Origin of the sequence: Thermosynechococcus sp. PP555 (assembly GCF_031583225.1) — a bacterium.
Taxonomy (GTDB): domain Bacteria; phylum Cyanobacteriota; class Cyanobacteriia; order Thermosynechococcales; family Thermosynechococcaceae; genus Thermosynechococcus.
Genome location: NZ_CP134168.1, coordinates 268,488 through 286,879, shown reverse-complemented (window position 1 = coordinate 286,879; position 18,392 = coordinate 268,488). Strand labels below are relative to the sequence as shown.

Sequence of the window (18,392 nt, the reverse complement as noted above, 5' to 3'; positions counted from 1 at the left end):
TTCTATTTACTGGTGGAAATGGTGTCAAGGAAACTGACATGAAAGTCGGTTTAGTTGAGCATAGAATTTACAGAGGAAAAGCAGTCAAAATAAAATCCCCCTCATCCGCACTGGGAGAGGGGTTAGGGCGATTGAATCTACTAATTTAGCTTATCTAAAGCTGCGGTACAAAGCGCTCTTTATCGGGAACAACGGTGTATTCAGCAACAATTTGCCGGAACTCTTCACCATCAATGGTTTCTTTCTCTACTAGGAGATCGACGAGGCGGTCAATGACCACGCGATTGTCCCGGATAATCTTGATGGCAAGTTCGTAGCTGTGCTGCACCAACTCCCGCACTTGGGCATCAATGCGAGCCGCAATTTCTTCGGAGTATTCTGTTCGAGACACCAAGTCCCGCCCCAAGAACACTTCACCGTTTTGGGTTTCCAAGGAGAGAGGTCCTAGATCTGACATACCAAAGCGGGTCACCATTTGCCGTGCCATCGCTGTCACTTGCTGCAGGTCATTGCCAGCACCAGTCGTGACTTCAGCATCGCCAAAGACGACGTATTCAGCAGCCCGACCGCCCAAGGCACCAGCCATCCGCGCCATCAGTTGCGATCGCGAGATCAATCCGGAATCCTCTGAAGGCATGAACCAAGTCAGGCCACGGGCTTGACCACGAGGCACTAATGTCACTTTTTGCACAGGATCGTGATCCTTCAAGAGGGTACCGACAATGGCATGACCCACTTCGTGGTAGGCGATGAGGCGCTTGCTCTTGCCGTCAATCAGCGGTGTGCCCTCCATACCAGCAACAACCCGGTCCACGGCATCGTCAATTTCCAGCATGGTGATGGCGGGTTTCCGCCGCCGGGCCGTGAGAATCGCCGCTTCATTGAGGAGGTTGGCCAAATCGGCACCCGTAAAGCCGGGGGTACGGCGAGCGATCGCCTCAAGGGAAACTTCGGGCGCCAATTTCTTGTTGCGGGCATGCACCTTGAGAATCGCCAAGCGACCCTTAATATCCGGCGCATCCACCACCACCTGTCGGTCAAAGCGACCCGGACGCAGGAGAGCCGCATCCAAGACATCCGGACGGTTGGTTGCCGCAATCACGATGATGCCGGTATTCCCCTCAAAGCCATCCATTTCGGTCAGCAGTTGGTTGAGGGTTTGCTCCCGCTCATCGTTACCGCCGCCAATGCCAGCCCCGCGTTGGCGACCCACAGCATCAATTTCATCAATAAAGATGAGACAGGGAGCATTTTCCTTGGCCTTGCGGAACAAGTCCCGGACGCGGGAGGCACCAACACCAACAAACATCTCGACAAATTCTGAACCTGAGATGGAGAAGAAGGGTACCCCTGCCTCACCCGCGATCGCCTTGGCGAGCATCGTTTTCCCCGTGCCGGGGGGACCTACTAGGAGAACCCCTTTGGGAATGCGAGCACCCACCGCTGTAAATTTCTCGGGCTTCTTCAGGAAGGTGACCACCTCTTGTAGTTCTTCCTTGGCTTCATCGACACCAGCAACATCGTCAAACATGACACCCGTTTTGGCCTCCATTTGGAAGCGGGCGCGAGACTTACCGAAGTTCATCGCCTGACCTGGTCCTCCGGGCACGTTGCTGGAGCGGCGGAAGAGGAAAAAGAGTCCCCCCAAGAGCAAGACGGGGAAGAGTAAATTACCCAAGAGTCCCCACAGGGCACCATCATTGCGAGCGGGATGGACATCAATTTCTACGTGCTGCTCCCGCAGTTTACTAATGACTTCTGGAGCCGTCCCCGGCATATCTACCCGTACCCGCAGGGGGCGACCGTTAATCAGTTCCGGATCAGAGACATCCACAATGGCGGTGCGACCATTATCGAAAATGTCCACTTTACTAATGCGACCCGCATCTAAATAGTTGAGGAATCGCCCATAGCTCATGCGCGTACTGGCAGTATTCAGAGGAGGCTGACTTTGATTGAGCATAAAGTTGCTCGCCCCCTGCCAGAGGAGAACCCCCATGAGCAGTAGGGGGATTGACCAAAGGAGAACAGTTTTCCAAGAGACTTTCATTGGCGGCGCTTTTTATCAGGTTCTTAACTAAATTTAACATATCCCTCCCAAAGGGGGAGTATTAGTTCATCATGCCCTCAAGCAGGCGATCGCGCCGTTGCTGGAGAACTGCTTGCAGCAGAGGATAGCCCCGTAACTCAGGATCCTGGGCGATCAGTTCACTGGCCGCCGATCGCGCCGCCTCTAGGCAATCTTGATCCTCAACAAGGCTAGCGAGGGCAAAGTCCGGTAATCCCGATTGCCGCGTCCCCAAAACCTCCCCCGGACCGCGCAGCCGCAGATCCATCTCTGCAATAAAGAAGCCATCCTGAGACTGCGCCAGCACATTCAGCCGTTGCTTGGCAGCATCATTGCGAGAACTATTGAGCAGCAGACAATAGGACTGTTGGGCACCCCGCCCCACCCGCCCCCGCAGTTGATGGAGTTGGGATAGGCCAAAGCGTTCAGCATGTTCAATGAGCATCACCGTGGCATTGGGGACATCCACCCCCACCTCGACCACCGTGGTAGCCACCAGAATATCCAATTCCCCCTTGGCAAAGGCTTGAATCGTGGCATCCTTGTCACTCGATGCCATGCGACCGTGGAGCAGCCCGACGCGAAAATTGGGAAAAATCTCCGTTTGTAATCGCTCGTGCTCGGCAATGGCGGATTTCAGATCTAGTTTTTCCGATTCCTCAACCAAAGGCAGGACAATATACGCTTGCCGCCCTTGGGCCACTTCACGGCGGATTAAATTGTAGGCGCAGGAGCGATCGCCCCGTCCCAAGACGGTTGTTTGAATCGGCTGCCGACCGGGGGGCAATTCATCAATTTGACTCACATCCAAATCCCCATGGAGGGTCAAGGCAAGCGTGCGGGGAATCGGTGTCGCCGTCATAGTCAACACGTGGGGCAGGAGTCCCTTGGCTTGCAGCTTTGCCCGTTGTGCCACCCCAAAGCGGTGCTGTTCATCAATCACCACGAGACCGAGGCGCTGAAACGTCACCCCCTCTTGGATCAGAGCATGGGTGCCCACCAGCACCGGCAATTCCCCCGTTGCCAATTGATCCAGAATCTGGCGGCGCTTGGCTGTACGTATCGATCCTGTGAGCAGTTCCACCGGCACATGCAAAGGGGTGAGCCATTCCAAGAGCTTGCGGTAGTGCTGCTCCGCCAGAACCTCTGTGGGTGCCATCAGAGCTGCTTGGTAACCCGACTGCACAGCCGCCAATAGCGCAATCACAGCGACAACGGTTTTGCCGGATCCCACATCCCCTTGGACAAGGCGATTCATGGGAATCGGGCGCTCTAAATCCGCCAAAATTTCCGCCACCACCCGCTGCTGCGCCCCTGTGAGTTGAAAGGGCAGCCCCTGGTAAAACTGCTCAATCAGTTCCCCTTGGGGGTTGAGGGGGGCACTGGCCTGCTGTTGCTGCTGGCGCCGCCGTTGGAGCAATCCCAGTTGCAGGTAGAAAAATTCATCAAAAATCAGCCGCCGCCGTGCCAGACTCAGTCGCCTTTGATCCGCGGGAAAGTGAATGTGCCGCAGCGCCATGTCTAAGGGCATGAGTTGATGACGTTGGCGCAGCGCCTGCGGTAGGGGATCAGGATAGCCCTGCACCAAGGGCAGAACGCGATCGACCGCACGGCGAATCACATCGGGAGATACTCCCTCCGTTAAGGGATAGACCGGCACAATACGGCCAATCGTGAGGGAGTCTATTTCTGCCCCAGCATGATCCAGCACTTCCAACTGCGGATCTTCAAGGGTAAGGCCATACTTCGTCAGTTTCACGAGGCCAGAGGCAGCAACGATGGTCTGTGGGGCATAGAGGCGTTTTTGCTGCTCTTGCCACCCCCGTTGGGCATAGCGGGCACCCGCATAGAAGCGACTCAGGCGAATTTGCCCGGTGCGATCTTGAAGAACAATTTCTAAGATCGTCAGCTTGGCATTGCGGGGACTGGTAAAACAGTTGCAACGGCGGACTTTACCCACAAGGGTGACGGTCTCCCCAGCTTGGAGTTGCCGAATCGGCACTTGGCGGGCATAGTCAATGTGATCGCGGGGGAAGTAGTAAATGAGATCCGCAACCGTATAAAGCCCAAGTTTTTCCAGTTTCGCCGCAGTGCGCTCACCAATCCCATTCACTGTTTTGAGCGCTTGATCGAGGGGACGGGGGCGCGGGGGTGGACTCGTGAGTTGTTTGTGGACATCGTGGAGCAGTTGGCGCGTTTTCACCACGAGGTGTTGTCGTTGGCTGGGGGAGAGATCGTTGTAGTGGGCATAGGCTGCCGCCGTTTCCTGCCAGCGATCGCGCACCTGAAGGGGGAGTTGTTGCAGAGGGGCTTGCGTTAACGCTGCGTGTAAATACTCATTAAACCGATAGGTATTGCCCTGAAGGTTGCAAAAACCCCGCTCCGTTTCAATGGCAAGGGCGCGTTGTAGGCGTGGCCAGTCAAGGGACACAGCAGGCCTCCTTCCCTATTGCTCACCATCCATTGCTTCGGGGACACTGGCGGTCGCGTCTGCGGCTTCATTGGCTTTCCACGTTTGCCACCATGCCCGACTGGCCTTGAGAACCAGATATTGCCGCTGTTTTTTATGCAGTTGCTTCTGGAGGGTGGCCAGACGTGCTTCCAGTTGGCGAATTTGACTGCGCTGATTGCCGAGGGGAGGATGCTGAAACTCCAGTTCCTCAAGTTGCAGGTAAATGGCTGCCATGGGGTGATGACTGGAAGATTCCCTTGGGGACTCACTGGTGTCTCGCTCCTCTTCGCCCTCCTCTTGTAGTTTCTGCTCATCTAGCATCATCGTCAACAAATGGGGAATCCGCCCAAGGGGACGATTTTCCGCCTTACTGGCAATCTCTAAAATGACCGCGATTGGGGCAGGCGGTAAGATAGCCGCCCGTTGCAGTAGATGGTTCATCTTGAGCGAACTTTGATAAAGAACTTGGCTCAATTGCTCCGATAGGGAGGGGGGTTCCTGTTCCTTGGTTGCGTTTTCTTCCCCATTCGTCGCCTCTTGCTTTGCAGTTGAGTCTTCTTGGCGACGGGGCTGTAGGCCTAAAATCGTGGTTTCCAAGGCGATCGCCAGTTCAACAATCTGACGCTGAAGGTCCTGTCGCTCTAGGTCTTCAAGGGTCAAAAATTTCTCTGGAAAGACTTGAGTGCACACCTGATAACTGACGGTGATCAACTGCTGGCGGGCAATGGGGGCGAGCATTTCTAGATAAACATCATAAAGCTGACGCATTTCCGCCAAGGCGGCCAATAGCATCCCCTGTAACCCTAAAATTTCCCGCTCAACGGCTTCTAAGTTACCCGACATACACGCCTAACTGGCAAAGACATACACGCCTAACTGGCAAAACAGTGCTGCTGCGTTTAAGAAGACTGTTTCTACAATCTATTACAACATCTTGGCGAGGATAGCCTGTTCACCGACTCATGGCAAGATGGTGAGGTTGCAAAGGTGAGACAGAAACGTGGATATTATTCTCTGGCTGCAAGCAGTCATCCTCGGCTTCGTGCAAGGTATTACAGAGTTCTTGCCCATTAGCAGTACCGCTCACTTGATTCTCTTTAGTGACCTCTTGGGGTGGAAAAGTGTCTGGCATAAAACTGCCCTAGATGCGATGCAATTTGGTAGCGTGATCGCGGTTTTTGGCTATTTCTGGCAGGATATTCGCCAAATTGTCCAAGGGGCTTGGCAGGCATGGCAACAGCGGGATTGGCAGCGGGAAGAATGGAAACTGTTGGTTGGGATCACGGTGGGCACGATTCCCGCACTAGCGGCAGGACTTCTTCTGAAATGGGCCAAAGCTGAGTTGGATCGGCCTCAGATCATTGCCACGATGGCGATCGCCATGGCAATTCTTTTGGGATTCGCAGAAAAATGGGGTTCCCGCAAACGCACCTATCAAGACATTGGCATTTTAGATGGCTTTCTAGTGGGTTGTGGCCAGATGATTGCCCTGCTGCCGGGGGCTTCGCGTTCAGGCTCCACGCTAACGACAGCTTTATTTTTAGGGCTGGAGCGGCAAACAGCGGCGCGCTTTTCTTTTCTGTTGGGCATTCCCACACTGACGATCGCCACCCTTGTTCAAGCCAAAGATGTTTTTGATGAGGGGACGCTGTTTATTCCTCTTGTGATTGCCACACTCTCGAGCATGGTTTTTTCCTATTTGGCGATCGCTTGGCTGCTGCGATTCCTGCAACGCCATTCCACTTGGGTCTTTATCTGGTATCGCATTGGCTTGGGAACTGCATTGTGGGGCGCGATCGCCCTCGGTAGTCTGCGAACCTAAGGAACAACATTTAGCAAAATTTAACCTAACCTGTGGTCGAGATCACAGGGAAACTACGGATGCCTTGCCATACTAGATGTGGAATCGTAAGAATAGGCGATTTCATAGTCGCAGTTGATATCTAGTTCAGGTATCTATTTAAGTTGTTGTTCAATAACCCAAGAAGACCGTAGGATGTGCTCATTGATCTGCTCATTTTGAAGCTGTGGGGGATTTAAGGTACGGTGTGTTCTATGTTCAGCACGACAGCCAATACTGACCTCAAGCATTCCACCCTCTCGCTGTTGCAGGCATACCAAGACAACCCTGCACGCGAATTGCGGAATCGCCTTGTCGAGTTGAACATGGGACTGGTACGCAAGGAAGCCCATCGCTGGGTACAGTGCACCCAAGAAAGCTTTGACGACCTGATGCAAGTGGGCACCCTTGGCCTCATTCACGCCATTGAACGCTTTGATCCCAGTAAGGGCGTGGCCTTTAGTTCCTTTGCCATTCCCTACATTCGCGGTGAAATTCAACATTATTTGCGCGACAAAAGTCCACAAATTCGCGTCCCCCGCCGTTGGCAAGCCCTCCAAAGCCAAGGAAAGCGGGTGATTCAAGAACTCCGCCAACAACTGCATCGCCCCCCCACCGATAACGAAATTGCCCAAGCGCTCGATGTTCCCCTTGAAGAATGGCAAGCGGCAAAATTTGCCAACTACCACACCACCCCGGTCAGCCTAGATGCCCCCACCTTTGAGGGTGAGGAAGATGCCGTTTCCCTCGGTGACATCGTGCCCGATCAACGGTACCAAAGTTTTCAACTCGCCCAAGAAGATCGCATTCGTTTGCAGCAGTGTCTGCAAAAACTAGAAGCCCGCACCTGTCAGATTCTGGAATTTGTCTTTTTGCACGATTTGAGTCAAAAAGAAACTGCTGAACTCTTGGGTCTAAGTGCGGTCACAGTTTCTCGCCAGATTAAAAAAGGCCTGCAAGCCCTACAACGGATGATGAGTCACGACGACGCTGAATCCTGAAAACGCATAAAATATATTTATGGTTAATTTTGCTGCCCCCCTAGCGGCTTTAGCGGCACATCGTTGGTTCAAACTCATTAACGGTGCCAGTTTCCAAGATGTTGCCCAAATTTATAACTTGACGTTGGCCTATGCACTGGCAGGGGCTGATTGTATTGATGTGGCCGCCGACCCTGCCGTGATTTACGCGGCTAATCACGCTTTGACAGTTGCGGCAAGCCTTGGGGCCACTCGCCCCCTGCTGATGGTGAGTATTAATGATGGGGCTGACCCGCATTTTCGTAAGGCCACGTTTGATCCGAGTCGCTGTCCCCCAAGGTGCGATCGCCCCTGTGAACGCATTTGTCCTGCTGCCGCCATTCGCTTTGATGAACAGGTGCAGGGGGTGGTGCGCGATCGCTGTTATGGTTGTGGCCGCTGTTTACCCCTGTGCCCCTTGGGTTTGATTTCCACCTATGAGCAGCCAGCGGTGTTTGAGCAGATCACTCCCCTCATTGCCCAAGGCACTATTCAAGCCCTAGAAATCCACACCCAACCCCAGCGCTACAATGACTTTACCCAGCTTTGGCAGCGCGTCCGCCCCTGGGTTCGATATTTGCAGGTGCTAGCCATCAGTTGTCCCCAAGGCGAGGGAGTAATTGACTATTTGCGCTGGATCAATGGGCAGATTCAACCGTTGCAGTGTGCCCTCATTTGGCAGGCGGATGGTCGTCCCATGAGTGGCGATATTGGCGATGGTGCAACACGAGCCACCATTCAATTGGGTCAAGCCATTTTAGGGGCAAATTTACCCGGATTTGTGCAGTTGGCGGGCGGCACAAATGGCCATACGGTTGCTAAACTCAGGGCAATGGGATTGCTAGATCCACAGGGAATTGCTGGTGTTGCCTATGGTAGTTATGCTCGCAAACGCCTTGCCCCTTTCCACGCGATCGCCGACCAACCCTGGCAAACTGTTCCTGCTGTCCTTGCAGCGGCTGTTGCTGAAGCAGCTACCCTTGTGTCTCCTTTGAAATCTGTCCCGTCACCCTCTGTACCCTATGGTTGAATTGACTGCTGGACAACGCCAAGTCACTGACGATCTCGATCAATTATTGGCGATCCTACCGCCGCCCCTTGGACAGTCCCTCACCGATCATCCACAGCGGGAAGAACTCTTAGAAATTGTTCTCGATTTGGGGCGATTGCCGGAAGCACGGTTTATCCACAGCACCCAATACCTTGCCGAGACGCCCGTCAGCCGTGAGATGTTGCAATATGCCGTGGATCGGGTGGGTGAGTTTAGTGGTGACAATCGCGCTGGCATTGAGCGTACGCTGCACCGCATTAGTGCCCTGCGCAATCGCCAAGGAACGATTATTGGCTTGACCTGCCGGGTGGGGCGAGCCGTCTTTGGCACGATTGGTATGATTCGCGACTTGGTGGAAAGTGGCCAGTCTATTTTGCTTTTAGGTCGCCCCGGTGTTGGTAAAACAACGGCACTACGGGAAATTGCCCGCGTCTTGGCCGATGAGTTGCACAAACGGGTAGTGATTATTGACACCTCTAATGAAATTGCGGGCGACGGTGATATTCCCCATCCAGCGATTGGCAAGGCACGACGAATGCAGGTGGCTCGCCCGGAACTTCAGCATCAGGTGATGATTGAGGCGGTGGAAAACCACATGCCCCAAGTGATTGTCATTGATGAGATTGGCACCGAACTAGAGGCACTAGCAGCACGCACCATTGCGGAGCGAGGCGTACAACTGATTGGTACTGCCCACGGCAACCAAATTGAGAACCTGATGAAAAACCCGACCCTCGCGGATTTGGTGGGGGGCATTCAATCGGTCACCCTTGGGGATGAAGAAGCGCGGCGGCGGGGCACCCAAAAGAGTGTTCTTGAACGCAAAGCTCCACCCACTTTTCAAATAGCCGTGGAAATGCTGGAGCGCGATCGCTGGGTTGTGCATCTCGATGTGGCCGCCAGTGTGGATCTCCTACTGCGGGGTCGCCAACCCTCACCTGAAATTCGCAGTGTTGCTGCCGATGGCTCAGTGGTGATTAGTCGTCCTGAGCCTCCTTCCCAGCGATCGGAGGTCAAATCTGTGCCTCAGCGTCCCTCTTGGCGTGAGAGTGGCCAGATGCTACCCGTCGTCGATGCCAACAAAGAACCTCTGCGAGCCAACTTTGCCCAACTGCTCGAAGCCACATTGGATACCCCCACGGTTGGGCCGAATGGCGAAGAACTCCCCCTCCACGTCTTTCCCTATGCCGTCAGCCGCCATCATTTAGAGCAAGCCATTCGCACTCTCAACCTACCCATTATTGTCACTAAGGATATTGATCAAGCGGATGTGATTTTGACGCTCCGCTCCCATCTCAAGGGGGAAAGCAAGCTGCGGCACCTTGCCCATATTCACCATCTCCCCGTCCATGCCATTAAGACAAATAGTATGGCGCAAATTGTGCGGGGGTTACGGCATTTGCTTGGCATTGAAGACCCCAGTCCAGCCGAGTCAGCAGATCTTTCCCTCTTTAGTCCAACGGGCAGTGATGACGAATTGGAAGCCCTTGAGGAGGCGCGCTTAGCTGTGGAAGAAATTGTTATTCCCAAGGGGCAAGCAGTGGAGCTACTCCCGCGATCGGCCAACATTCGGCGAATGCAACACGAGTTGATTGAGCACTACCAGTTGACCTCCTGTAGCTTTGGTGAAGAGCCGAATCGGCGGCTGCGGATTTACCCGAATCTATCACGCTAATTAGGGATTTACCGGCGCCTGCAAAAAGGCACCTCTGCGCCCAATGGGCAAAACATCCTGCACAGCGCCAAGGGCGATGGCCTGCTTGGGGATGCCAAAAATGACACGGGTGGCCTCATCTTGGGCGCAGTAAGTATAGTTTGGGCATGAATGCAGGTTCCTGTTTGTCAGCGGCTGAGGTTTAGAAATTGTGCGAGTAGTGGATCATTCATGGGTTCTATTCCCTAGGCTATGATCGTATAGAAAATACCTGAGCTTGGCGGCAATCCTCAATCAAGTCAATAATCAAGTCAATAATCAATTCAATGACACAAGCATACACCCCTGAAGATGTTTGGCGGTTATTGGGGGAGTTACTGGAAGCCCAAAAGGAAACAGAACGTCGATTTCAGGAGACTGAGCGGCGTTTTCAAGAAACTGACCGGCGTTTCCAAGAGACTGAGCGTTTACTACGGGAAGAAGCACGGCAGCTCAACCAACAAATTGGCAAACTGGGCAACCGCCTTGGGGAATTTGTGGAATGGCAAGTACGTCCAGCCGTGCTGCGCTTATTTCAGAGTCGGGGGATTGCTGTCTCCCAACTCTACAGCGATGTGATCCTCCAAGATGGGAATGAGAGCCTAGAGATTGATCTGTTGGTCGTTAACACCGATGAAGCCGTTCTCGTTGAGGTGAAAACTAAACTCAGCCAAAGTGATGTGGATGAACACCTAGAGCGGATTGCCAAATTTCGCCGTTTGGCTCATCAGTATCGGGGCACAAAACTCTTGGGAGCCGTGGCGGGGATGATTGTGCCGCCTGAGGTGGCTCGCTATGCCTATCGGCAGAGTCTATTTGTGTTGGCACAGTCGGGAGATGGCGTGGCAATTCTCAACGACCTGCAGTTTCAGCCCCGCGCGTGGTAAAGCACAGTGGCAGTGCCCTTGCGCAGTTTATGATGGAAATTCTCTGAGCGCCTCCTAGGCTATGATGAGAGGGTTAGCTGTAGCCTAGAAAACCCGACCAAGATCATGACACAAGCCCATACCCCTGAGGATGTTTGGCGGTTATTGGGAGAGCTGCTGGAAGCTCAAAAGGAAACAGAACGCCGATTTCAAGAAACTGAGCGGCGTTTTCAAGAGACTGAACGGTTACTGCGAGAAGAAGCTCGCCAACTTAACCAACAGATTGGCAAACTGGGTAACCGTCTTGGGGAATTTGTGGAATGGCAGGTACGTCCAGCCGTGCTGCGCTTATTTCAGAGTCGGGGGATTGCTGTCTCCCAACTCTACAGCGATGTGATCCTCCAAGATGGGAATGAGAGCCTAGAGATTGATCTGTTGGTCGTTAACACCGATGAAGCCGTTCTCGTTGAGGTGAAAACCAAGCTCAGCCAAAGTGATGTGGATGAACACCTAGAGCGGATTGCCAAATTTCGCCGTTTGGCTCATCAGTATCGGGGCACAAAACTCTTGGGAGCCGTGGCGGGGATGATTGTGCCGCCTGAGGTGGCTCACTATGCCTATCGGCAGGGTCTATTTGTGTTGGCACAGTCGGGGGATGGCGTGGCAATTCTCAACGACCCGCAGTTTCAGCCCCGCGCGTGGTAAAGCAAGGGAATTCTCCTCTGAGGTGTGGGAGCGATCGCCCCCTAGGGTATGATTGTAGGGTTAAACTCTGTGAATCGCAGGCAACACCTGACTTCAATAGGGCTTGCTGAGCGAGTCTTCCAGAGCCATTGAAAACGATTGGAATTACACATTTTAGGATGACCACCCCTTTACTCCTACGTGCTGCCCGTGGTGAAAGCGTTGAGCGTCCCCCCATTTGGTTGATGCGGCAAGCTGGACGCTACATGAAGGTCTACCGTGACCTGCGCGATCGCTATCCCTCGTTTCGTGAGCGATCGGAAATCCCCGAACTGGCCATTGAAATTTCACTCCAACCCTTTCGTGCCTTTGCCCCCGACGGTGTGATTCTCTTTTCGGATATTCTCACGCCCTTGCCGGGGATTGGTATTCCCTTTGACATTGTCGAGAGTAAAGGGCCGATCATTGATCCACCCATCCGTACCCTTGAGCAGGTGCAACAACTCCATCCCTTGGAACCGGAAGTGGCCTGTCCTTTTATTCGTCCAATTCTCTCGACCCTGCGCCAAGAGGTGGGCGATCGCGCCACGGTGCTGGGGTTTGCCGGTGCCCCTTGGACACTTGCCGCCTATGCCATTGAGGGCAAAAGCTCCAAGGACTACATTGAAATCAAAACTATGGCCTACCGTGAGCCAGAGTTGCTCCACAAGTTCTTAAACCATTTGGCCACTGCCATTGCCGACTACCTGTGCTATCAAATTGACTGTGGTGCCCAAGTGGTGCAACTGTTTGATTCGTGGGCGGGTCAACTCAGCCGTCAGGACTACGATACCTTTGCCTTCCCCTACCAAAAGCAGGTGGTTCAGCAGGTCAAAGCCGTCTATCCCGATGTGCCAATCATCCTCTATATCAATGGCAGTGCCGCAGTGGTCGATCGCATGGCAGCAACTGGGGCAGATATTGTCAGCCTTGACTGGACTGTGGACATCGGCACGATTCGCCAGCAGTTTCCTGCCAGTGTCGGTCTGCAGGGGAATTTAGACCCCGTTACGCTCTTTGCCCCCCAGCCAGTGCTCAAGGAACGAGCGCTAGCCATTATCGAAGCGGGTCGCAAGGGCAAATATATCTTTAACCTTGGCCATGGCGTTCTCCAAGGAACCCCTGAGGAGAATGTGGGTTTTCTCTTTGATCTGGTGAAGTCCCTCGGCTAATGCGCATCTTAATCACGGGTGCCAGTGGTTGCATTGGCCAGTACATCGCTGAGGCGCTGATCCAAGAGACGGATCATGAACTCTTTTTGCTGGTGCGGCATCCAGCACGGTTGCAGATTGATCCTCACCAAAGAGCCGGGGTGAACGTGATTCAGGCGGATCTCATGGATTTGACCCCCTTGGAACCGCTACTGCCCACCCTCGATCTTGCAATCCTAACGGCAACCGCTTGGGGAGGGAACAATGTCTTTGCCATCAACTACGAGCAAACCTGCCATCTCCTCAAGCAACTGGATCCGCAACGCTGCCAGCGGGTCTTTTATTTTTCAACGGCAAGTATCCTCAATCATCAAATGGAACCGCTGCCGGAAGCAGGCACCTTGGGAACGGATTATATTCGCTCTAAGTATGAGTGTCTCCATGCCATTGAGCAGTTGCCGGTGGGCGATCGCGTGATTGAACTGTTTCCCACGATGGTCTTTGGTGGTGGCGCCGATGGCAAGCGACCCTCGTTTATCACCGAAGGCATGCGCGAAGTGCTCAAGTGGCTGTGGTTGGCTCGCTTTTTCCGTGCTGATGCCAGTTTTCACTTTGTCCATGCCCGCGATATTGCCCAAGTGGTTCTCTACCTGTTGCAGCATCCTGAGTATCCCGTACCGCGTCGGGTGGCTCTGGGTAACCCGCCAATTACTGTCAATGAGATGTTGGCGCAGTTGTGCGCTGCGGCAAAGCTGCCCATCTATTTGCAAGTCCCCTTGACGCTGCCAGTGATCAACTTCTTTGTGCGGGTATTTCGAGTGCAAATGTCGCCGTGGGATTATTTTTGCTTGAACTATCGTAACTTCACCTATGACACCGTGCTTAATCCTCAAACCTTGGGGCTAACTCCCTACTGTGCAACCGTTGAGGATTTGCTACGCTGTAGCTTGGGCACGGCAGACCTCTAAACTTAACCATTGCGGAATCTTTGATGGCAGGGATTTGGTTACTGAAGTCGGAGCCAAGCGTTTTTTCTTGGCAGGATTTGCAGGCAGCCCCACAACAAACCACCTGTTGGGAAGGGGTACGCAACTACCAAGCTCGCAATTTTATCCGCGATCACATGCAGGTGGGCGATCGCGTGCTCTTTTACCACAGTAATGCCAACCCACCAGCCATCATGGGCATTGCCGAAGTCGTCAAGGCCGCCTATCCCGACCACTTTGCTTGGGATCCGGACAGTCGCTACTTTGACCCCAAAAGTACGCCTGACAATCCCCGCTGGTTCATGGTGGATATTCAGTATCGCCGCGATTTTTCACCGCCAATTACACTTCCAGAACTGCGGCAAACGCCCGGCCTAGAGGGGATGCTGCTGTTGCAAAAGGGCTGCCGTCTCTCGGTACAACCGGTCACCGAACAGGAGTGGCAGATTATTCTCGGTTTGCGATCGCCCTAGGGTTGGCGAGGCAGACGGCGCAAATAGGGTAAATTTTTCAGGTGGCGATCGCTAGAGTATTGAAAGCCAAAATCCGCATATTCGGCGGTATTCACCAGTCGCCGAAAGGCCGATAAGCCAATCCGCCGCTTGCCATCGAGGGTGCTCACCTTGGAGTTGGGGTTATCTGGGTTGCCGCCCAAGAGTTGAAAGGCCTCTTCAGGAGTCAGCCACTCCTTACTGGGATCACCGGTGGGAATTTTTTCCTCGAGGTGTTTGAGCTTGGTGACGAGGCTTTCCCAGAGATTGCGGCGGGGCTGTTGCTGCTGCGAACGAGCGGTCAGCGATCGCCACAAGCGTTGCAGTTGTCCTCCTAGATACTGGAAAAAACGCTTGATCAGCCGCCTGATTTGACTGAGAAGGAGAGACAATCCCGTGGGGGGCGGTGGCGGCGATCGCTCAATAACCACTGTACTCCAACCGCAGGCACTACACACTTGGCGGCCAGAGGACAAGGGCTTTCCTAAACGAGCACCACAGCGAGGGCAAATTTCCAGCATTCGTTGCACTTTACGACTGATGAATCAAATTTTAGCGGAATTGCAGCGGCTACCGAGGACGGCGATAGAACGGGCGAGGAACCACCACGGCTGGGACTTGGCGATCGCGCACCTGTATCGCCAGTTCACGACCGATGTGGGCAAACTCTGGAAAGACATAGCCAAGGGCGATCGCCTTCCCCAAGGTGGGAGATAGGGTGCCACTGGTAACCTCCCCCACAGCCTGTGCCCCCGCATAGATAGGATAGCCGTGGCGAGCGATGCCTTTGCCCACCAGTTCTAACCCCACCAATTGCCGCTCAATCCCCTGCTGCTTTTGGGCTAAGAGAGCCGCACGACCCACAAAATCGGGCTTTTGCCAATCAATCAGCCAATCGAGACCCGCCTCTAGGGGAGTGGTTTGCTCATCCATGTCTTGGCCGTAAAGGAGCATGGCCGCCTCCAAGCGCAGGGTATCCCGCGCCCCCAAGCCACAGGGAGTCACACCCGCCGCCAGCAGGGTTTGCCACAACTGTTGCCCCAATTCTGGTGCCACAAGAATTTCCCAACCGTCTTCGCCGGTGTAGCCCGTACGCGCAATCCAAGCGGGCTGTTCCAACAGGTTCACTTGAGCATGGCGATAGGCCTTGAGGTCATTTAGGGGGCGATCGCACAGGGGAGCTAAGGTCGCTGTCGCGGCAGGGCCTTGAAGGGCAATCAGTACCTGTGTCGCTGACTCATCAATGAACTCAATACTGGCGGGTAAATACGTCTGCAACCATGCCCAGTCCTTGGCAGTGGTGGCTGCATTGACAATACAACGCACTTGACCCTCGCCTATGTAGAGAATGACATCATCGACAATGCCCCCGGCCTCATTCAGGAGAACGGTGTATTTCGCTTGGCCGGGCTGGAGACGACTGAGATTGGTGGGTACCCGTTCTTGGAGTGCCGCGATCGCCTCAGAGCCGCGCAGCAGAAACTTGCCCATGTGGGAAATATCAAACATCCCCACCCGCTGCCGCACCGCTTGGTGTTCCTGCAAAATGCTGCTGTACTGCAAGGGCATCTCCCACTCGCCAAAGGGGGTAAACCGTGCCCCTTGATGCAGGGAATAGAGGGGCGTACGACGCAACGCTTCAGCCATAGAGATTATCCAGTTGTTGTTGTAGTTGGGTGGGGGTCAGTGCCGGTTCGCGGCAGCGCAAGCCTTCACAGACAAGGGCGACTGGCTCGAGGTCATCGCGAACTTTGAGGACAGCCGTTGGCAAGTAGCGCTCCCAGAGGGTTGTAACCTGATCAGGCCGCGCTTGCACACAGACAGGACGCAGATACCACTGCAACGCCGCCAAAAGGCTCGGACAACTCTGGGGAGACTCCTTCATCAACGGGCTAAAGAAACGCAATCCCTTTTCTGCCTGTTCGAGGTAGGCGGGATTCTCTGTGAGCAAAAAGAGTTGCACCAAGTTGGCGATCGCCACCCCATTCGCAGAAGGTGTAGCATTATCGAGACCTTCCCGCTGGCGCACAATCAAATCGGCGCGCTCCGGTGCATTGTAGTAGCCCCCCTCTGTTGCCGCCAATTCCTGATCAAAGAGGGTTTGATACTGCGTGGCCAATTCCAACCACGGCTGAGCCGCCTCCCCCACCGCTAAACTGGCTTGATGCAGGGCAAGCAGGGCTTGGATCCAGTAGGCATAATCCTCGGCCTGCGCCACTTCGGCCACGGTGCCGCCATAGTTGAGGCGGTAGAGTTTGCCTTCTTGATATTGATGCTCGTGGAGCCATTGTGCCGCTTTAGCCGCTCGCTGCCAGTAGGTGCGCTCTCTCCAGACTTGGGCTGCCGTTGCTAAGCCAGTGATCATCAGGCTATTCCAAGCCAAAATCATTTTTGTATCAGTGACCGGCGGAATCCGTCCCGGCCAAGCCTGTCCCTTTGCGGTTGCATTATCCGTGGCCACGGGAAAGGGTTGATCCATGGGCGTATCGGCACCATAGCGGCGAGCAAAGAATTTACGCAGAATCGGTGCTAGCACCTCAGGATTCGCCGGCGGGCGCACTTGCTTGAGCACAATCTTGCCCTCGAAGTTGCCCCTGGGAGAGATGTCAAAGTGGGCTTGCAGTTGTGCCAATTCCGTTGGGGTTAGGGTCTGCTCTAGCTCTGCATATTGCCAGCAATAAAAGGCGCCCTCCTCGGGTTCAGGATCATTGGCACTGATAAAGCTATCGGCATCCTGTGCTGCATAGAAGTATCCCTCAGGGGCCGTCATTTCGCGATCAAGCCATTGAATCGTTTGGGCAATTGCAGCGGGAATCTGGGGGGCGCGATCGCCCTGCTGCCACAGCCGCGCTAGATAGGTCACAATTTGGCCATTGTCGTAGAGCATTTTTTCAAAGTGGGGCACTGTCCATTGGGGATCCACGGTGTAGCGATGCCAACCACCGCCCACATGGTCATAGATCCCCCCCCGCAAGAGGTTGTGTCCCCGCAACTGACACAGCTGCAACAGTTCTGGGGGATCGGGACTGAACGCCAGCCCCTGTAGGAGCATTTGGGCATAGGGCATCATGGGGAAGCAGGTGCCTTGGGGGCGATCGCGCAAAATCGGCGTCACTTGGCGAATCCCTGCCCTTAGGAGTTCTTCAGTCAAGGGGACGGCTTCTCCCATCTCAGGGGGGGGAGCGAGATATTGCCAGAGCGTGGCCTGTTGGGCAGCGAGCTTGTCCTTTTCTTGGTCATAGAAGCGGCGCACCGCCTGCAACACCTGTAAAAAGCCCGGACGGCCATAGCGCGGCTGCACAGGAAAGTAGGTACCACCATAAAAGGGACGGCGATCCTGCGGCGTCAGGAATACATTGAGCGGCCAACCCCCTTGACCCGTCATCAGTTGCAGTGCCTGCATGTAAATACTGTCCAGATCGGGTCGCTCCTCGCGATCCACCTTAATCGGCAGGAAATGGGCATTGAGATAGGCGGCAATCTCCAGATCCGAAAAGGCTTCCCCCTCCATGACAGTGCACCAGTGGCAACTGGAGTAACCAATCGAGAGAAAAATCACCCGATCCTCTGCCGCTGCTTTGGCAAGGGCTTCATCACACCACGGCCACCAGTCAATGGGGTTTTCGGCATGCTTGCGCAAATAGAGACTTTGGCACTGGCTAAGGCGATTCGGCATGGCAGCGCACCATTTCAACACTAATTTGACCCGTAAAATTGGGCACGGGGGGGGCAAGTTTGGTTACACGCACAGCAGCTCGCTGCACTTGGGGGGGCGCTAGGCACAGTTTCATAATTGCTGCTGCTAGGGTCTCAATTAAGTGAAAGCGTTGCTGCTGCATTAACTGCTCGATGGCTTGCAAGAGGGGGCGATAGTCAAGGGTGTCCTCAAGGCGATCGCTGGCCGCCGCTTGTGCCATATCCAACCAGAGCTTAATATCAATCTCAAACCACTGGCCGAGAATTTGTTCCTCTGGTAGGGCGCCCGTATAGCCGTAGTAGCGAATTCCCGAGAGGTGGAGACAGTCAGTTGATGATTCGCTCAAGGGGATCGA

The 18,392-nt window shown here is 54.3% G+C and carries 16 protein-coding genes; 9 read left to right on the top strand and 7 right to left on the bottom strand.

From position 1 onward, the window contains the following. Nucleotides 1-154: 154 nt before the first annotated feature. The 3 genes from ftsH2 to RHH27_RS01275 form a co-directional block, all read right to left on the bottom strand. A complete protein-coding gene (gene ftsH2, locus RHH27_RS01285) occupies nt 155-2,050 on the bottom strand; it encodes an ATP-dependent zinc metalloprotease FtsH2 (protein WP_302677071.1) in 1,896 nt (631 codons plus the stop codon). 61 nt (nt 2,051-2,111) lie between these two features. Continuing rightward, nucleotides 2,112-4,499, bottom strand: a complete 2,388-nt coding sequence (gene recG, locus RHH27_RS01280) for an ATP-dependent DNA helicase RecG (RefSeq protein WP_302678647.1) — start codon at nt 4,497-4,499, stop codon at nt 2,112-2,114. A 15-nt stretch (nt 4,500-4,514) separates the two neighbouring features. Continuing rightward, nucleotides 4,515-5,363, bottom strand: coding sequence for a hypothetical protein (locus RHH27_RS01275; RefSeq protein ID WP_302678646.1), 849 nt, complete (start codon nt 5,361-5,363; stop codon nt 4,515-4,517). Between the two features lie 157 nt (nt 5,364-5,520). Between RHH27_RS01275 and RHH27_RS01270 the strand changes: the two genes are divergently transcribed. The 9 genes from RHH27_RS01270 (at nt 5,521) to RHH27_RS01230 (ending at nt 14,322) form a co-directional block, all read left to right on the top strand. Beyond that, nucleotides 5,521-6,342 carry an undecaprenyl-diphosphate phosphatase gene (locus RHH27_RS01270; RefSeq protein WP_302678645.1) on the top strand — a complete coding sequence of 274 codons (822 nt, stop codon included), beginning with the start codon at nt 5,521-5,523 and terminating at the stop codon, nt 6,340-6,342. Between the two features lie 233 nt (nt 6,343-6,575). After that, entirely contained in the window at nt 6,576-7,361 is a 786-nt protein-coding gene (locus RHH27_RS01265; protein WP_206200725.1) for an RNA polymerase sigma factor SigF, read from the top strand. A gap of 19 nt (nt 7,362-7,380) precedes the next feature. Beyond that, entirely contained in the window at nt 7,381-8,409 is a 1,029-nt protein-coding gene (gene ldpA / locus RHH27_RS01260; RefSeq protein WP_302678644.1) for a circadian clock protein LdpA, read from the top strand. Then, nucleotides 8,402-10,105 carry a R3H domain-containing nucleic acid-binding protein gene (locus tag RHH27_RS01255; RefSeq protein WP_302678643.1) on the top strand — a complete coding sequence of 568 codons (1,704 nt, stop codon included), beginning with the start codon at nt 8,402-8,404 and terminating at the stop codon, nt 10,103-10,105. Before ldpA ends, RHH27_RS01255 begins: the two co-directional genes overlap by 8 nt. Before the next feature lie 305 nt (nt 10,106-10,410). Next, nucleotides 10,411-11,010 (top strand): hypothetical protein, encoded by a 600-nt coding sequence (locus RHH27_RS01250; RefSeq protein WP_302678642.1) that lies wholly within the window; start codon nt 10,411-10,413, stop codon nt 11,008-11,010. 105 nt (nt 11,011-11,115) lie between these two features. Then, nucleotides 11,116-11,694, top strand: coding sequence for a hypothetical protein (locus RHH27_RS01245; protein WP_302678641.1), 579 nt, complete (start codon nt 11,116-11,118; stop codon nt 11,692-11,694). Nucleotides 11,695-11,852: 158 nt separating this feature from the next. Then, entirely contained in the window at nt 11,853-12,884 is a 1,032-nt protein-coding gene (gene hemE, locus RHH27_RS01240) for a uroporphyrinogen decarboxylase (protein ID WP_206200720.1), read from the top strand. Further along, nucleotides 12,884-13,831, top strand: coding sequence for an NAD(P)-dependent oxidoreductase (locus RHH27_RS01235; RefSeq protein WP_302678640.1), 948 nt, complete (start codon nt 12,884-12,886; stop codon nt 13,829-13,831). The genes hemE and RHH27_RS01235 overlap by 1 nt, the downstream gene beginning before the upstream one ends. A gap of 23 nt (nt 13,832-13,854) precedes the next feature. Further along, nucleotides 13,855-14,322 (top strand): EVE domain-containing protein, encoded by a 468-nt coding sequence (locus RHH27_RS01230; protein WP_302677061.1) that lies wholly within the window; start codon nt 13,855-13,857, stop codon nt 14,320-14,322. Here the strand turns inward: RHH27_RS01230 and RHH27_RS01225 are convergent. The 4 genes from RHH27_RS01225 to folB are packed head-to-tail and all read right to left on the bottom strand — an operon-like array spanning nt 14,319 to nt 18,383. Further along, nucleotides 14,319-14,861, bottom strand: coding sequence for a hypothetical protein (locus RHH27_RS01225; protein ID WP_302678639.1), 543 nt, complete (start codon nt 14,859-14,861; stop codon nt 14,319-14,321). The genes RHH27_RS01230 and RHH27_RS01225 overlap by 4 nt on opposite strands. 49 nt (nt 14,862-14,910) lie before the next feature. After that, a complete protein-coding gene (gene gcvT, locus RHH27_RS01220; RefSeq protein WP_302678638.1) occupies nt 14,911-15,987 on the bottom strand; it encodes a glycine cleavage system aminomethyltransferase GcvT in 1,077 nt (358 codons plus the stop codon). Beyond that, complete coding sequence (locus RHH27_RS01215; RefSeq protein ID WP_302677058.1) at nt 15,980-18,016, bottom strand: thioredoxin domain-containing protein; 2,037 nt, start codon at nt 18,014-18,016, stop codon at nt 15,980-15,982. Before RHH27_RS01215 ends, gcvT begins: the two co-directional genes overlap by 8 nt. Beyond that, on the bottom strand, nt 18,000-18,383 hold the full coding sequence (gene folB, locus RHH27_RS01210) for a dihydroneopterin aldolase (RefSeq protein ID WP_255521478.1): 384 nt from the start codon (nt 18,381-18,383) through the stop codon (nt 18,000-18,002). The genes RHH27_RS01215 and folB overlap by 17 nt, the downstream gene beginning before the upstream one ends. Nucleotides 18,384-18,392 lie beyond the last annotated feature (9 nt).

What these genes read in the sequence shown, in the direction of transcription:
- RHH27_RS01265 (WP_206200725.1), top strand. Translation starts at nt 6,576, where the DNA reads ATGTTCAGCACGACAGCCAATACTGACCTCAAGCATTCCACCCTCTCG.
- RHH27_RS01245 (WP_302678641.1), top strand. Translation starts at nt 11,116, where the DNA reads ATGACACAAGCCCATACCCCTGAGGATGTTTGGCGGTTATTGGGAGAG.
- RHH27_RS01230 (WP_302677061.1), top strand. Translation starts at nt 13,855, where the DNA reads ATGGCAGGGATTTGGTTACTGAAGTCGGAGCCAAGCGTTTTTTCTTGG.
- RHH27_RS01250 (WP_302678642.1), top strand. Translation starts at nt 10,411, where the DNA reads ATGACACAAGCATACACCCCTGAAGATGTTTGGCGGTTATTGGGGGAG.
- ftsH2 (WP_302677071.1), bottom strand. Translation starts at nt 2,050, where the DNA reads ATGAAAGTCTCTTGGAAAACTGTTCTCCTTTGGTCAATCCCCCTACTG.
- ldpA (WP_302678644.1), top strand. Translation starts at nt 7,381, where the DNA reads ATGGTTAATTTTGCTGCCCCCCTAGCGGCTTTAGCGGCACATCGTTGG.
- RHH27_RS01255 (WP_302678643.1), top strand. Translation starts at nt 8,402, where the DNA reads ATGGTTGAATTGACTGCTGGACAACGCCAAGTCACTGACGATCTCGAT.
- RHH27_RS01225 (WP_302678639.1), bottom strand. Translation starts at nt 14,861, where the DNA reads ATGCTGGAAATTTGCCCTCGCTGTGGTGCTCGTTTAGGAAAGCCCTTG.
- RHH27_RS01235 (WP_302678640.1), top strand. Translation starts at nt 12,884, where the DNA reads ATGCGCATCTTAATCACGGGTGCCAGTGGTTGCATTGGCCAGTACATC.
- RHH27_RS01275 (WP_302678646.1), bottom strand. Translation starts at nt 5,363, where the DNA reads ATGTCGGGTAACTTAGAAGCCGTTGAGCGGGAAATTTTAGGGTTACAG.
- hemE (WP_206200720.1), top strand. Translation starts at nt 11,853, where the DNA reads ATGACCACCCCTTTACTCCTACGTGCTGCCCGTGGTGAAAGCGTTGAG.
- RHH27_RS01215 (WP_302677058.1), bottom strand. Translation starts at nt 18,016, where the DNA reads ATGCCGAATCGCCTTAGCCAGTGCCAAAGTCTCTATTTGCGCAAGCAT.
- gcvT (WP_302678638.1), bottom strand. Translation starts at nt 15,987, where the DNA reads ATGGCTGAAGCGTTGCGTCGTACGCCCCTCTATTCCCTGCATCAAGGG.